The sequence below is a fragment of the Palleronia sp. THAF1 genome, assembly GCF_009363795.1.
GTDB lineage: Bacteria > Pseudomonadota > Alphaproteobacteria > Rhodobacterales > Rhodobacteraceae > Palleronia.
Genome location: NZ_CP045420.1, coordinates 1,913,850 through 1,927,695, shown reverse-complemented (window position 1 = coordinate 1,927,695; position 13,846 = coordinate 1,913,850). Strand labels below are relative to the sequence as shown.

At 63.3% G+C, this 13,846-nt stretch carries 13 protein-coding genes; 6 read left to right on the top strand and 7 right to left on the bottom strand.

Annotated features, from left to right (window positions below; translation table 11 throughout):
- The first annotated feature begins 69 nt into the window (after nucleotides 1-69).
- From FIU81_RS09560 to uvrA, 3 genes are all read left to right on the top strand, one after another.
- Nucleotides 70-261, top strand: coding sequence for a hypothetical protein (locus FIU81_RS09560; RefSeq protein ID WP_124111757.1), 192 nt, complete (start codon nucleotides 70-72; stop codon nucleotides 259-261).
- Nucleotides 262-303: 42 nt separating this feature from the next.
- Nucleotides 304-1,452: an MFS transporter gene (locus tag FIU81_RS09555; protein WP_124111758.1), complete on the top strand. Its 1,149-nt coding sequence runs from the start codon at nucleotides 304-306 to the stop codon at nucleotides 1,450-1,452.
- Between the two features lie 79 nt (nucleotides 1,453-1,531).
- Nucleotides 1,532-4,432 carry an excinuclease ABC subunit UvrA gene (gene uvrA / locus FIU81_RS09550; RefSeq protein WP_124111759.1) on the top strand — a complete coding sequence of 967 codons (2,901 nt, stop codon included), beginning with the start codon at nucleotides 1,532-1,534 and terminating at the stop codon, nucleotides 4,430-4,432.
- 3 nt (nucleotides 4,433-4,435) lie between these two features.
- Here uvrA and FIU81_RS09545 read toward each other — a convergent pair whose 3' ends face one another.
- The 4 genes from FIU81_RS09545 to FIU81_RS09530 all read right to left on the bottom strand — a co-directional run bounded on the left by FIU81_RS09545 (nucleotide 4,436) and on the right by FIU81_RS09530 (nucleotide 6,875).
- Nucleotides 4,436-4,738, bottom strand: a complete 303-nt coding sequence (locus tag FIU81_RS09545) for a hypothetical protein (RefSeq protein ID WP_124111760.1) — start codon at nucleotides 4,736-4,738, stop codon at nucleotides 4,436-4,438.
- A 70-nt stretch (nucleotides 4,739-4,808) separates the two neighbouring features.
- A complete protein-coding gene (gene xth, locus FIU81_RS09540) occupies nucleotides 4,809-5,588 on the bottom strand; it encodes an exodeoxyribonuclease III (RefSeq protein WP_124111761.1) in 780 nt (259 codons plus the stop codon).
- A gap of 28 nt (nucleotides 5,589-5,616) precedes the next feature.
- Nucleotides 5,617-6,510: an EamA family transporter gene (locus tag FIU81_RS09535; RefSeq protein WP_124111762.1), complete on the bottom strand. Its 894-nt coding sequence runs from the start codon at nucleotides 6,508-6,510 to the stop codon at nucleotides 5,617-5,619.
- A 41-nt stretch (nucleotides 6,511-6,551) separates the two neighbouring features.
- Nucleotides 6,552-6,875 carry a HesB/IscA family protein gene (locus FIU81_RS09530; RefSeq protein ID WP_124111763.1) on the bottom strand — a complete coding sequence of 108 codons (324 nt, stop codon included), beginning with the start codon at nucleotides 6,873-6,875 and terminating at the stop codon, nucleotides 6,552-6,554.
- A gap of 73 nt (nucleotides 6,876-6,948) precedes the next feature.
- On the opposite strand from FIU81_RS09530, the gene FIU81_RS09525 reads away from it, so the two are divergent.
- Nucleotides 6,949-8,106, top strand: a complete 1,158-nt coding sequence (locus FIU81_RS09525) for a deoxyguanosinetriphosphate triphosphohydrolase (protein ID WP_124111764.1) — start codon at nucleotides 6,949-6,951, stop codon at nucleotides 8,104-8,106.
- Here FIU81_RS09525 and FIU81_RS09520 read toward each other — a convergent pair.
- The 3 genes from FIU81_RS09520 to FIU81_RS09510 all read right to left on the bottom strand — a co-directional run bounded on the left by FIU81_RS09520 (nucleotide 8,103) and on the right by FIU81_RS09510 (nucleotide 10,966).
- Nucleotides 8,103-8,534, bottom strand: a complete 432-nt coding sequence (locus FIU81_RS09520) for a GNAT family N-acetyltransferase (protein WP_124111765.1) — start codon at nucleotides 8,532-8,534, stop codon at nucleotides 8,103-8,105. The two genes, FIU81_RS09525 and FIU81_RS09520, sit on opposite strands and share 4 nt — an antisense overlap.
- A complete protein-coding gene (locus tag FIU81_RS09515) occupies nucleotides 8,535-9,464 on the bottom strand; it encodes a nucleoside hydrolase (protein ID WP_124111766.1) in 930 nt (309 codons plus the stop codon). It lies immediately after the preceding gene.
- A gap of 146 nt (nucleotides 9,465-9,610) precedes the next feature.
- Nucleotides 9,611-10,966, bottom strand: a complete 1,356-nt coding sequence (locus FIU81_RS09510; protein WP_124111767.1) for a M20/M25/M40 family metallo-hydrolase — start codon at nucleotides 10,964-10,966, stop codon at nucleotides 9,611-9,613.
- A 230-nt stretch (nucleotides 10,967-11,196) separates the two neighbouring features.
- On the opposite strand from FIU81_RS09510, the gene hemA reads away from it, so the two are divergent.
- Together hemA and FIU81_RS09500 are read left to right on the top strand one after the other, a co-directional pair.
- Nucleotides 11,197-12,420 carry a 5-aminolevulinate synthase gene (hemA, locus tag FIU81_RS09505; RefSeq protein ID WP_124111768.1) on the top strand — a complete coding sequence of 408 codons (1,224 nt, stop codon included), beginning with the start codon at nucleotides 11,197-11,199 and terminating at the stop codon, nucleotides 12,418-12,420.
- Nucleotides 12,421-12,549: 129 nt separating this feature from the next.
- Nucleotides 12,550-13,791, top strand: a complete 1,242-nt coding sequence (locus FIU81_RS09500; protein ID WP_124111769.1) for a helix-turn-helix domain-containing protein — start codon at nucleotides 12,550-12,552, stop codon at nucleotides 13,789-13,791.
- Nucleotides 13,792-13,846 lie beyond the last annotated feature (55 nt).

Genomic DNA, 13,846 nt, shown 5'->3' with positions numbered 1-13,846 from the left:
GGGTGCGACCTTCCGCGTCGGAACGTCGACCTGTGTTCTCTGTTTCTCCGCCAACCAAAGGAGCGCAGTATGAGCAAGACATGGTTGGCCATTGCCCTGATCGTGGCCGGTATCGTCATTACTTTCTATCGGTTCGCATTCCTGGCCGACGGACTGGCGACCAGCGTTTTCGGCAGCGGGATTGTCGGCTTGATCGGACCGCTTCTTTTGATCGCCGGAGTCGTCCTGCTGATCGCGATCGAGCGTCGCCGAAAGGGCTGACACCCGCTTGCGCCGCGCCTGCAGCGCGCGTCTAAGCGACGCATGAGCGTATCCTCCGACCGCACCAACTGGGCCGTCGTCGCAGCCCTCTTCGTGACCGGTCTGTTGGCGGCGTGGCAATTCGCGACCTTCGCGCTGACACTGCCGGACCTATCGGCAGCCTACGACCGACCAGTAACAACTCTGGCGTGGCTGGTATCGGTGGTCGGCCTTGTCGGCATACTGCTCGGTGCCGTTGCGGGCGGCTGTGTGGCGGCTATGGGTGCACGGCGCGTATTGATCTTCGCGATGCTGCTGGGGGCTGGAATGTCGCTGGTGCAGGCGTTTCTGCCGCCCCTGTGGCTGCTGGGCGTAAGTCGAGTGATCGAAGGCGTGTCCCACCTGTTGATCGTCGTCGCGGCGCCGACACTGATCGCGGGGGTGGCCTCTGACAACGGGCGCCCGGTCGCCATGGCGATCTGGGCGATGTTCTTCGGGGTCGCATTCGCCATCGGCGCGGCGATCTTTCCGATGATCGTGACGATCGGCGGCTTGCAGGCACTGAACGTGGCACATGGCTTGGGTTTTCTGGTCATGGCCGCCGTGCTGGTCCCGATGCTGCCGGTGCAGCCCCGGCAACCATTGCGCCTTTCACCGGTCGCAATGCACCGCGCAATCTACGGCCACGTCGCCCGCGCCATGCCGGCGCTGTGTTTCGTGTTCTATACGGTGGTCTTCGTCGCTGCCGTCGCCTTCCTGCCCTTGGCACTGGGACGCCCGGGACTTGCGATCTCTCTTCCGCTTCTGTCCCTGTCCGGCACCTTCGCCGCCGGTTGGCTGTGCAAGCGAGTGCCACCTTTCATCGTCCTCGCTGCGGGTTTCATCGCAGTTGCGCTTTGTGGGATCATCGGCTGGGTCAGCACGCCTGCCGCCGTCTACCCGATGTTCGCGACCATGGGACTGGTGCCGGGGGCTGCCTTCGCGCTGATCCCGCACCTGAATGCTGAAGTGTCAGACCGCGCGTTGGCGACCGGTGGGATCGCGCAGATGGGGAACGTCGGCACCACGCTGGGCACGCCGATGTTCGCCCTGTTCTACGCGCAGGCCGGCTTGCCCGGATTGTGGGCGGCGCTCGTCGGCTTTTCGGTGCTTGGGCTTGCGGTGACACTGGGACTCGCCCATCTGCACAGCACATCCATACGGCACGATTAGCGTTCCCTGTTCGTTCCAATTAAGCGTTGGCGCGACGGCGACACGGGTCTATGTGTGGACGAAGGGTTAAGGGGGCACCATGGCCGAGCTGAAATCGATCTCTGTTCGCGGCGCGCGCGAGCACAATCTGAAAAGCATCGACGTGGATATTCCGCGCGATCAGCTTGTGGTCATCACCGGGCTTTCCGGGTCCGGCAAGTCGTCGCTGGCGTTCGATACGATCTACGCAGAGGGGCAACGCCGCTACGTAGAATCGCTGTCGGCCTATGCGCGGCAGTTCCTTGACATGATGGAAAAGCCCGATGTGGATCACATCTCGGGCCTGTCGCCTGCGATCTCCATCGAGCAGAAGACCACGTCGAAGAACCCGCGGTCCACCGTCGGCACCGTGACAGAGATCTACGACTACATGCGCCTGCTCTTCGCGCGCGCGGGCACGCCCTATTCCCCCGCCACTGGCCAGCCGATTGAGGCGCAGCAGGTGCAGGACATGGTCGATACGGTCATGAAGATGGAGGAAGGCACCCGCGGCTTCCTGTTGGCCCCCATCATTCGCGACCGAAAGGGTGAGTATCGCAAGGAGTTTCTGGAGCTGCGCAAGCAGGGGTTCCAGCGCGTGAAGGTCGACGGCACGTTCTACGAGTTGGACGAGCCGCCCACGCTGGACAAGAAGTTTCGCCACGACATCGACGTGGTCGTGGACCGGATCGTCGTGCGTGAGGGGCTGGAAACACGGCTTGCGGACTCGTTCCGCACCGCTTTGGATCTGGCCGATGGCATCGCCATTCTGGAAACCGCACCGCGCGCAGAGGAAGGCGAAGAGCCGCCAGAGCCCGAGCGTATTACCTTTTCCGAGAATTTCGCTTGCCCGGTGTCCGGCTTCACGATCCCGGAAATCGAGCCGCGCCTGTTCTCTTTCAACGCGCCGTTCGGGGCGTGTCCGTCTTGCGACGGCTTGGGTGTAGAGCTGTTCTTCGACCCGGCGCTGATGGTGCCGGACCAGAACCTGAAGATCGGTGACGGGGCGATTGCGCCATGGCGGAAGGGGAAATCACCTTATTTCACGCAGACCATCCAAGCGATGGCCAAGCACTACGGCTTCTCCTCTGCGACGAAGTGGAAGGACTTGGACGACAAGGTAAAGGACGTCTTCCTGTTCGGCTCGGGCAAGGAAGAGATCAAGTTCCGCTACGATGAAGGCGGTCGCGTCTACCAGATCGAGCGGCCGTTCGAGGGCGTGATCCCCAACATGGAGCGTCGCTATCGCGAGACGGATTCGTCGTGGATTCGCGAAGAGTTCGAGCGATTCCAGAACAACCGCGCCTGCAAGACCTGCGAGGGCTATCGTCTGCGGCCAGAGGCTTTGGCCGTGAAGATCGGGTCCGGCACGGGCAAGGGGGCAGAGCTTCGCCACGTGGGCGAAGTCGTCCAGATGTCGATCAAGGAAGCCTTTGACTGGTGCGAGGCGGTGCCCGAGGCGTTGTCGAAGCAGAAGAACGAGATCGCGCGTGCGATCCTGAAGGAAATCCGCGAGCGCTTGGGGTTCCTCAACAACGTCGGTCTCGAATATCTGACGCTGTCGCGCAACGCGGGCACGCTGTCGGGGGGTGAATCGCAGCGCATCCGGCTGGCGTCTCAGATCGGTTCTGGCCTGACGGGCGTGCTGTATGTGCTGGACGAACCTAGCATCGGCCTGCACCAGCGCGACAACGACCGGTTGTTGACCACGCTCAAGAACCTGCGCGATCAGGGCAATACGGTGATCGTGGTCGAGCATGATGAAGAGGCCATTCGAGAGGCCGACTACGTACTGGATATCGGCCCCGGCGCGGGCATCCACGGCGGGCAAGTCATCGCCGCCGGGACACCGCAAGAGATCATCGATACACCCGAAAGCGTGACGGGCGACTATCTGGCCGGACGGCGTGAGATCGGCGTGCCAGCGCAGCGGCGCAAGGGCAACAAGAAGAAGCTGACGGTCGTGAAGGCCAACGGCAACAATCTGGACAACGTGACCGCCGATTTCCCGCTGGGCAAGTTCGTCTGCGTGACCGGTGTTTCGGGCGGCGGCAAGTCCACGCTGACCATCGAGACGCTGTTCAAGACGGCCTCCATGCGGTTGAACGGGGCGCGCCAGACGCCAGCGCCATGTGAGACGATCAAGGGCTTGGAGCATCTGGACAAGGTGATCGACATCGATCAGCGGCCCATCGGGCGCACGCCACGCTCGAACCCGGCGACCTACACGGGCGCTTTCACCCCGATCCGCGACTGGTTCGCCGGGCTGCCGGAAGCGAAAGCGCGTGGCTATAAGCCGGGTCGCTTCAGCTTCAACGTGAAGGGGGGGCGGTGCGAGGCCTGTCAGGGTGACGGCGTCATCAAGATCGAAATGCATTTCCTGCCGGATGTCTACGTGACCTGCGAGACCTGCAACGGCGCGCGCTACAACCGCGAGACTTTGGAAATCAAGTTCAAAGGCAAGAGCATAGCGGACGTTCTTGATATGACGGTTGAAGATGCGCAGAACTTCTTCCAGGCTGTGCCGTCGATCCGCGAGAAGATGGACGCGCTGGTGCGCGTCGGCCTTGGCTACATCAAAGTTGGCCAGCAGGCCACGACCTTGTCGGGCGGCGAAGCGCAACGGGTGAAGCTATCGAAGGAGTTGGCGAAACGGTCCACGGGCCGCACGCTGTATATCTTGGACGAGCCGACGACGGGCCTGCACTTCGAGGATGTGAAGAAGCTGCTGGAGGTGCTGCACGAGCTGGTCGAACAGGGCAATTCCATGGTGGTGATCGAACACAATCTGGATGTCATCAAGACCGCCGATTGGTTGATCGACATCGGTCCCGAAGGCGGCACCGGCGGCGGGTGCATCGTCGCGACAGGCACGCCAGAGGATGTGGCCGAGGTCGAGGAGAGCCACACGGGGCGTTACCTCAAGCCGATGCTAAACGCACGAAAGGTGGCGGCGGAGTAGCGATCAGTAGAGCAGGACACTTCCGATCGGGACAACTTCGATCACGGTCATGGTCTTCAATTGAACGCGGTAGATAAATTCGTTGCCACGATAATAGGCTTCTTCGTCCCCGGTCAGCGTAGGTAGATCCATGCCGGGGTAATGGGACTGAAGCGCGTTCTGATCGACGTCGATCACGTCGTTCACTGCAAACCTTGGGTCCTTCCAGGACTTTTCAGACTTGGACTCGGTCTGCACGAAGGTGGCCGCGCAAGTGGCGGGCACGCCTAATGACAGGGCGATCTGCAAGGCTGCGCTGATCATCATCCGGTTGCTCCTTCGACACCCCAATGCGCGTCGGTGTCAAAAGATGCATCACGGGTGTGAGACTCTTTGATCAGGCCCGGAGTTCGATCCAGACCGGCACGTGGTCGGACGGTTTCTCACGACCGCGAACCTCTTTTTCGATCCACACATCTTCAAGCAGATCAGCGGCTTGAGGGGTCAGCAGGTGGTGGTCGATGCGGATACCATCGTTCCGGTCATAGGCGTTTGCCTGATAGTCCCAAAAGGTGAAATGCCCCGCCTGCTGGTTGCGGGCGCGGAAGGCTTCGGTAAGGCCAAGATGCGTCATCCGGTGAAACGCGGCACGGCTTTGGGGCAGGGCCAGCGCGTCCTTGCGCCAAGCGTCGGGTCTGGCGGCGTCGCGATCATCCGGGATAACGTTGTAGTCGCCACAGAAGACGGCGGCAGTCTCTTCTGCCAGATGCGCGCGCATGCGGTCTTCCAGCCGGGCCATCCATGCCAGTTTGTAGTCGTACTTCGGACCCGGCGCGGGGTTGCCGTTGGGCAGATACAGGCCGCAAACACGGATCGCCGTGTCGCCGATCACGGTGGCTTCGATATAACGGGCCTGTTCGTCGGTCTCATCGCCCGGGAGGCCGCGCGTCACGTCCTCCACGGGGAGCTTCGACAGGATCGCGACGCCGTTGAAACCCTTTTGACCGTGTGTTTCTACGGTGTAGCCGAGGTCTTCGATCTCTGAACGGGGAAAGCCCTCATCCACCGATTTGATCTCTTGCAGGCAGGCTACGTCCGGCGCGCTGTCCTTCAGCCAGTCGAGCAGGGCGGGCAGGCGCGCCTTCACGCCGTTGATATTGAAGCTGGCGATCTTCATGGGGGACCTTTCGCTTGTCTTGGGGCCTTCATGGCCCATCGGCGCGGGCTTCGCTAGCCATCTGTGGGGCGGGCCGGGTCACCAGGACCAGGCCGATCAGGATAAGTGCGACGCCCGACATGCCGGGTAGCGTCGCGCTTTCGCCAACGATCAGCAGCGCCAGAATCCATGCCGTGACAGGCTCTGCCAGTGCCAAAGTGACCCCGGTAGAGGCTGCGACGCGTCCCAGGCCCAAAGTGTATAGCGCGTAGCTCAGGCCGGTGGCGCCGATGCCAAGGAACAGAAGGGCTGCGACGGGGGCAGGGGCCGCGGCCCAGGCGATGGGGGTGATGGCGAGGACGGGCAGGGCGACCAGTGCGGCGACCGTGAAGGTTGCGGCGGCGATGGCAGTGGAGGGCGCACGGTGGCTGATGCGGCTGGTGATCAGGGAATAGGCCGCGTAGCAGGCGCCCGCGCCAAGAGCGAGCGCGATGCCAAGGGTGCTGGCGGTGACCTCTCCTGACGCCGACAGGACCGCGACGCCGGTGATCGACAGGGCTTGGCCGAGCAGCCGAATTGGGCGCGGCAGGTGGCGGGTCTGCACGGTCTCGACCACCGTGGCCCAGATTGGCGCAGAGCCGATGGTGATCGCGGTGCCGATGCCGACGCCCGCCTCTGAAACCGCACGAAAGAACAGCAGGTTATAGCCGCCTATGGCGATCCCGGCGGCGATGATGCCGGGCCACGGAAGTGTGCGGAGTGGGATACGACCGATCTGGACTGCGGCCAAGACGATCAGCGACACCGCTCCAATCGCCAGCCGTAGTGCGCCAACCGCCAGAGGCGCACGGTCGGGAGGCAACAGCGCCTGCACGGTTCCGGTCGTGCCCCAAAGCACTGCCGCCGCGATAACGGCGGCGATACCCCAAGTTCTGGCTGTCATGCTCTGTGCAGCGTCCATCCGCCGCCCCTACACCGGGGCGATCACATGGAAAAGCTGGTGCCGCATCCGCAAGAGCTGGTGGCGTTCGGGTTCTCGATGGTGAAGCGCGCGCCGATCAGCTCTTCGGTGAAGTCAATCACAGCGCCTGCAAGGAACGGCAGCGAGACTTGGTCAACGAGCACGCGCTCGCCGTCTTTTTCGAGCACCAGGTCGTCATCCTCGGCGGCGTCGAGCTTGATTTCATACTGAAAGCCCGAGCATCCGCCGCCTTCGACGGCAACGCGCAGGGCCTGACCCTGCGCCGCTGCGCCGATCTCCGACAGGCGCTCGTAGGCGCGATCCGTGACTTTCGGGGGCAGGTTCATGGTTTGATCCGCCTGTTTTCCTGTGATGGCATAGATATATGAGGCGCGGCCCCGACCCACAAGGAGTGCCCTCGTGACTGCCATCTACGCCTCGCGCCCCGAAGACAGTCGTGGGCGGCTTTATCCGGAAGACACATCGACCTTCAGGTCCTGTTTCCAGCGTGATCGCGACCGGATCATCCACGCCAGCGCATTCCGACGGCTGAAGCACAAGACGCAGGTCTTCGTGGAGCATGAGGGCGATTATTTTCGCACGCGGCTGACTCATTCGATCGAGGTGGCGCAGGTGGCGCGCACTCTGGCGGGCGTGCTGGACCTGAACACCGATCTGGCCGAGGCGGTCGCGCTGGCCCATGATCTGGGCCATCCGCCGTTCGGCCACACGGGCGAAGAGGCGCTGGCGCGGTTGATGGAGCCCTACGGCGGTTTTGATCACAACGCGCAGGCGATCCGCATCGTGACCTCGTTGGAGCGGCACTACGCCCAGTTCGACGGCCTGAACCTGACGTGGGAAACGCTGGAAGGGATCGCGAAGCACAATGGCCCCGTGGCGGGCGACGTGCCCTATGCCTTGGCGGCCTATGATGCGCAGCACGATCTGGAGCTGCACACCCACGCGAGCGCCGAAGCGCAGTTCGCGGCACTGGCCGACGATATCGCCTACAACAACCACGATCTCCACGACGGCCTGCGGGCCGAGCTGTTCTCGACCGACGAACTGGCCGAGCTGCCGTTGCTGGGGGACTGCTTTGCGCGCGTGGATTCACTGTATCCCGGTCTGAACTACTACAAGCGGCGGCACGAGGCGCTGCGGCGGTTCTTTGGTCTGCTGGTGGATGACGTGATCGCAGAGGCGCAGGCCGCGCTGGCGGCGATCAACCCGCAAAGTGCCACGGATATCCGCGGGGCTGGCACCTCTATCATCCGGTTTTCGCCGGATGTCTGGACGAAACTGAAGGTGATCCGCGACTTCCTGTTCCACCGCATGTACCGCGCGCCCAGCGTGATCGAGATGCGCGCGCAGGTCACGCAGGTGGTGGACGAGCTGTTTCCTCTGTTCATGCAGCAAACCGACCTGTTGCCCAAACAATGGCGCAAGGACGTGGAAGATGCGGACGGAGAGACCGCGTTGGCGCGCATCGTGAATGACTACATCGCGGGCATGACGGATCGTTTCGCCATTCAGGAACACGCCCGGCTGATCGGCGGGATAGAGGTGCGCGGCGTCTAGAGCGCGCGGCGCATGTCCGGCCCATAAGGCTGGAACCGCAGACGCGGGAAAAAGCCGCTCTCGCTCTCGGGCACCGTGGCCGACAGGATCTCTATCCCGTTCTGCGAGAGCATCTTGGACAGGGCCTGAATGGATTCGGTGCCCATGCCACGGCCTCGGACGGGCGGGCGGACGTAAATTTCCTCTAGCCGCGCGGTGGTGCCGGTGGCAGGCGCATGCCCGAAGCTGATGGCAAGGTAGCCCACCGGCGAAGACGGCGGCCCTATCAGATAAAGGGCTCCGGGCATTCCGCCATCCAGAAGCGCGGCGATAGCGTCATCTCGTCGGGCGGGATCGGGTTGCACGCCAGTTTCTTCATGGCAAGCCGCCACCAGGCGCGCAACGGAGGTAGCGTCGGCCTCACCGGCGATGCGCAATGTGGCGGCCATCTAGAGACGCCCCAGACGGTCGGTCAGCAGATCGAAGAAGCGGTCCGCGTCCAACTCGCCGATGAAAAGCGCGTTGGCGGGGCGGTCGGTGATGCGCCACCAGTCTGCGACGGTCATGCCACGGGTCAGGGGGGACGTGACCTCGATCTCGACGTTGATCTCGCGGCCCGTGAAGATGTCCGGCTCCAACAGCCAAGCAATGGTGCAGGGGTCGTGCAGGGGCGCGCCCGCTTTGCCGTATTTTTCCTTGTCGAAGCGCTCGTAGAAGTCCGTCATCTGCGCGACGGCAGTTCCGACGGGCGTGTTCAGCGCACGGAAAGCGTCATTGCGGGGCTTGGTGACAAGCGCCTTGTGCGTGACGTCCAGCGGCAGGACGGTCAGCGGCACGCCGGAGGCAAAGACAAGTGCTGCAGCTTCGGGGTCCACGTAGATGTTGAACTCCGCGGCGGGGGTGATGTTGCCGACCTCGAAATATGCGCCGCCCATCAAGACAATGCGCGCGATGCGGGGGGCGATGTCGGGCGCTTTCGCCAGCGCCAAGGCGATATTCGTCAGCGGGCCGATGGGGACAAGCGTGACGGTGCCGGAGGCTTCCGTGCGCAGAGTGTCGATAATGAAGTCGACGGCGTGGGTGGCCTGCAGCGGCATGGTCGGGTCGGGCAGGTCCGGGCCATCGAGGCCGGTGCGGCCGTGGACATGCTCGGCAGTGACGAGCGGACGCAACAAGGGCCGATCGGCGCCTGCGAAGACGGGCACGTCCGTGCGCCCCGCCAGTTCCAGCACGATCCGCGCATTCTTCGCCGTCAGGTCAAGCGGCACGTTGCCCGCGACGGCGGTCAGCCCCAGCACCTCGATCTCTGGTGAGGCAAGGGCCATCAGGATCGCGACGGCGTCGTCCTGTCCGGGGTCGGTGTCGATGATGATTTTCATGGGATCGGTTTGGCTGCGGGGGCCGGGGCGGTCAAGGGGCGCTGCCCCCCGGCCTGCGGCCTTACCTTAAGGAATTTATGGAACAGTGAAGTACCGTTACCTTCATCGTTCTCTAAATACCTCGGGGTCCGGGGCAGCGCCCCGGTTCAGGATATCGCATCCAGGATACGCGCCCAAGACCGGGCGCCAAGGTGGAAGCTCTTCAGATCGTACTTCTCATTGGGTGAGTGGATCTGATCGTTGTCGCGACCGAAGCCGATCAACATCGAATCCATGCCAAGGATGGACTGGAAGTAGCCCGCGACGGGGATAGAGCCGCCCGCACCGATGTAGGCAGCTTCGTGCGGCCATTCCTGCCCCAGCGCCTGCCGCGCGGCCTCGAACGCGGGATCGGAGGTGTCCATATGGCTGGCGGGTCCGGCGCCGTGGTCGTGGAACTCGACGGTGCAATCCTCGGGGATCATCTCGCGGACCATGGCGCGGAAGCTGTCGCGGATCGCCAACGGGTCCTGGTTGCCGACAAGGCGGAAGCTGATCTTGGCTGCGGCCTCTGCCGGCAGGACGGTCTTGAAGCCCTTGCCCGCGTACCCGCCCCGAATGCCGTTTACTTCCGCCGTGGGGCGCGACCAGATGTGTTCCAGCGCGGTCCGGTCGGATTCGCCCGCCGGGGCCGACAAACCTACGCCCGACAGAAAGCCCGGACCGTCGAAAGTCAGCGCATCCCACTGCGCGCGCAGCTCGTCTGTCAGTTCGGGGACGCCCTCATAGAAGCCGGGGATCGTAACCCGGCCCGTCGCGTCGTGCAGGCTGGCGACGATACGTGCGAGCACGCGGATCGGGTTCTGAGCGATGCCGCCGAAGCTGCCGGAGTGCAGGTCTTTCGACGCACCTCTCACGACGATTTCTTCGCCAAGCAGCCCCCGTAGCTGCGTGACGATGCCGGGGCGGTCTTTGGCATAAAGGCCGGTGTCGCAGATCAGCGCCAGATCGCGCGTTAGCTCTGATTTATGCTCTTTCAGGAACGGCACGAGCGAAGGAGAGCCGCTCTCTTCCTCTCCTTCGAACAGGAAGGTGATGTTGGGCAGCGTGCCACGCTCGGACTTCCAGGCGCGCAGGGCCTCGATGAAGGTCATCAGCTGGCCCTTGTCGTCGGCCGCACCGCGTCCGCGGATGACATCGTCTTCAATGGCCGGATCGAAGGGATCGCGGTGCCACAGTTCCAGAGGGTCCACCGGCTGCACGTCGTAATGGCCGTAGAACAGTAGCGGTCGTCCTTCGCCGTTTGTGCGGCCGGTGACCATCGGGTGGCCGGGCGTGACGCGCAGTTCGGCGTCGGCGCCCAGATCGATCAGCGCATCGCGTAGCCATTCGGCGGCGCGGCGCACCTCTGCCTTGTAGTCGGGATCGGTCGAGATCGACGGGATCGCCAGAAACTCCAATAGGCGATTTCGGGCATCGTTTTGGTCTGAATCAAGGCGCGACAGGATGGCTTCAAGGGACATGGGCACTCCGGTGTTACTGCGCCGGGACACTACGCCGCCCGGCGCGCCTGTCCAGAGCGCCGGGCGGGCCAGTGTGGAAACGGTGCATTTCGCGCGGGCGGTCGCTGGACGGGCGGGGCCGGGGCGGCTACACCACCTAAACTGCCGCAAGGGGCGACGAATTGGCTACGTGACACGGTGGCTTTCGCCCTTACATCAGGTTGGACGCAGAGAAGAGAGGGTCTTACCGCTTGACCTACGACGCCCAGATCGACACCGCCATCGCCCGCCTGCACGAGGAAGGGCGCTACCGGACTTTCATCGACATCGAGCGTGAGCGGGGAAATTTCCCCCACGCGGTATGGACGCGCGGTGACGGGACGAAGACGCCTGTGACCGTCTGGTGCGGCAACGATTATTTGGGCATGGGGCAAAACCCGGTGGTCCTGAACGCGATGCACGATGCAATCGACGCCACGGGTGCCGGTTCGGGCGGAACGCGCAACATCTCTGGCACCACCGTCTATCACAAGCGGCTGGAGGCCGAGCTGGCCGATCTGCACGGCAAGGAAGCGGCGTTGCTGTTCACCAGCGCCTACATCGCGAACGACGCGACGCTCAGCACGCTTCCGAAGATCTTCCCGGGCCTGATTATCTATTCCGACGCGCTGAACCACGCCTCGATGATCGAAGGCGTGCGCCGTAATGGCGGGGCGAAGCGTGTCTTCCGCCACAACGACGTGGCCCACCTGCGTGAACTGCTGGAGGCGGACGATCCTGCGCTGCCCAAGCTGATCGCGTTCGAGAGCGTCTATTCCATGGACGGCGATTTCGGCGTGATCGAAGAGCTTTGCGATCTGGCTGATGAGTTCAACTGCCTGACCTACATCGACGAGGTTCACGCCGTCGGCATGTACGGCCGCCGCGGTGGTGGCGTCACCGAGCGTGATAATTTGGCCGACCGGATCGATATCATCAATGGCACCTTGGCGAAGGCCTACGGCGTAATGGGTGGCTACATCGCCGCCAGCGACCGCATGTGCGATGCAGTGCGGTCCTACGCGCCCGGCTTCATCTTCACGACGTCATTGCCGCCCGCCGTGGCCGCCGGTGCGGCGGCAAGTGTCGCGCATCTGAAGCATGACCAGTCCTTGCGGGATGCGCATCAGACGCAGGCGCGTATCCTGAAGATGCGTCTGAAGGGGATCGGTCTGCCGTTCATCGACCACGGCAGCCACATCGTGCCTGTCCACGTCGGCGATCCGGTGCACTGCAAGATGCTTTCGGACATGCTGCTGGAAGATCATGGCATCTACGTTCAGCCCATCAACTTCCCGACCGTGCCGCGCGGAACGGAACGGCTGCGCTTTACGCCGTCGCCCGTGCACGGTCCGCGCGAAATGGATGCACTTGTTCATGCGCTGGACACTTTATGGTCACATTGTGCGCTAAATCGTGCCGAACTATCGGCTTGATATACACTAATTGGTGTTCAAGCGCTCTGGACTCGTGCTACGATATTGCTAATCAGCGGTCCAAGACCAAGGGGCCCGTGTGTTTTGCGGGTGGTCTAAGGACGGACGGGCAGTCTTGAGGGGCTAGGCATGATCGGGCGGTTCAGCAGCCAAGAAGACGCGGAAACCGTCGAGCCGAAGGGCTTCGACGACTACGATCTACGACTTGGCGATGTGATGCGGGGCGAGCGTGCCACCGCCGGTAAATCGCTTTTGGATGTTCAACGTGAGTTGAAGATCAAAGCCACCTATATCGCCGCTATCGAAAACGCGGATCCGACCGCGTTCGAAACACCCGGCTTTATCGCCGGATATGTCCGGTCTTACGCCCGCTACCTCGATCTCGACCCCGAATGGGCCTACAAGCGCTTCTGCGCCGAAGCCGGTTTCGCCACCGCACACGGTATGTCAGAGGCTGCTTCGGCCCCAAAACGTGAAGCCCGCGAAGAGGCCAGCCCGTTCGGCAGCAAGGCCTTGGGGATCACCCCGCGCAACGAAAGCTTTCTTGCCCGGATCGAACCGGGGGCTATCGGGTCCATCGCTGTTCTGGTCGGTTTGATCGGTCTTCTGGGCTACGGAGGCTATGCCGTGCTGTCCGAAGTGCAGCGCGTGCAAGTCGTGCCCGTAGATCAAGCGCCGCAGGTCGTTGCAGATATTGACCCGCTCGATACGATCACCCCGCTTGGTGCGGATGACGAAGATGGTGCGCAGACGGCGGCCCGCGATGGCTTCGACCGTCTGTATCGCCCTGAGGCGCTGGACGTTCCTGTCCTTGTGGCCCGCGACGGTCCCATCGCGACGATCGACCCGCGCCGTAGCGGCAGCTTTGCCGGTGTAACAGGCCCGACGCCCGCAACTGCGTCACCTGACGGTCTGACCGGTGAAACCCCCATGAGCGGAACGGAAGTTCTGATCGCCGAAGACACAGATACGCCACGTCCGCAGGTCGTGGCCGCCAATATCCCCGAAGTCGTCGTTTTCGCCGTACGCCCGTCCTGGGTGCGCGTCCGCGCGGCTGACGGTACCACAATCTACGAAAAGGTCATGGAAGAGGGCGACCGCTTCGTCCTGCCGAAGACCGAAGAGCCCGCGACCCTGCGCACCGGCGAATCCGGCGCCGTCTACTTCGCGGTCAATGGCGAGCATTACGGCCCCGCCGGCAGCCCCGGCAGCGTGACGGGCAATCTTGCCCTCGCCGCCGAAACGCTGACTGAAACCTACGAAGTCGCGGATATCACGCAGGACACCGCGCTGGCGCGCGTCGTTGTTGAACTGCAGGCCGATCCCCCGCGTTTGCCTGGTCAGCCCGCGGAAGCCGATCCCGCCGAATAGCTGTGGTTGGCAGGGCGTTCCGTAAGGCTTAGGTATCGCTTAAGCCTATCGGAGC

Excerpts from the sequence above, each read along its gene's own strand:
- FIU81_RS09545 (WP_124111760.1), bottom strand. The coding sequence starts at position 4,738 with ATGATGATCAGCGCAGCCTTGCAGATCGCCCTGTCATTAGGCGTGCCC.
- FIU81_RS09510 (WP_124111767.1), bottom strand. The coding sequence starts at position 10,966 with ATGTCCCTTGAAGCCATCCTGTCGCGCCTTGATTCAGACCAAAACGAT.
- xth (WP_124111761.1), bottom strand. The coding sequence starts at position 5,588 with ATGAAGATCGCCAGCTTCAATATCAACGGCGTGAAGGCGCGCCTGCCC.
- FIU81_RS09500 (WP_124111769.1), top strand. The coding sequence starts at position 12,550 with ATGATCGGGCGGTTCAGCAGCCAAGAAGACGCGGAAACCGTCGAGCCG.
- uvrA (WP_124111759.1), top strand. The coding sequence starts at position 1,532 with ATGGCCGAGCTGAAATCGATCTCTGTTCGCGGCGCGCGCGAGCACAAT.
- FIU81_RS09530 (WP_124111763.1), bottom strand. The coding sequence starts at position 6,875 with ATGAACCTGCCCCCGAAAGTCACGGATCGCGCCTACGAGCGCCTGTCG.
- FIU81_RS09520 (WP_124111765.1), bottom strand. The coding sequence starts at position 8,534 with ATGGCCGCCACATTGCGCATCGCCGGTGAGGCCGACGCTACCTCCGTT.
- FIU81_RS09515 (WP_124111766.1), bottom strand. The coding sequence starts at position 9,464 with ATGAAAATCATCATCGACACCGACCCCGGACAGGACGACGCCGTCGCG.
- FIU81_RS09555 (WP_124111758.1), top strand. The coding sequence starts at position 304 with ATGAGCGTATCCTCCGACCGCACCAACTGGGCCGTCGTCGCAGCCCTC.
- FIU81_RS09560 (WP_124111757.1), top strand. The coding sequence starts at position 70 with ATGAGCAAGACATGGTTGGCCATTGCCCTGATCGTGGCCGGTATCGTC.
- FIU81_RS09535 (WP_124111762.1), bottom strand. The coding sequence starts at position 6,510 with ATGACAGCCAGAACTTGGGGTATCGCCGCCGTTATCGCGGCGGCAGTG.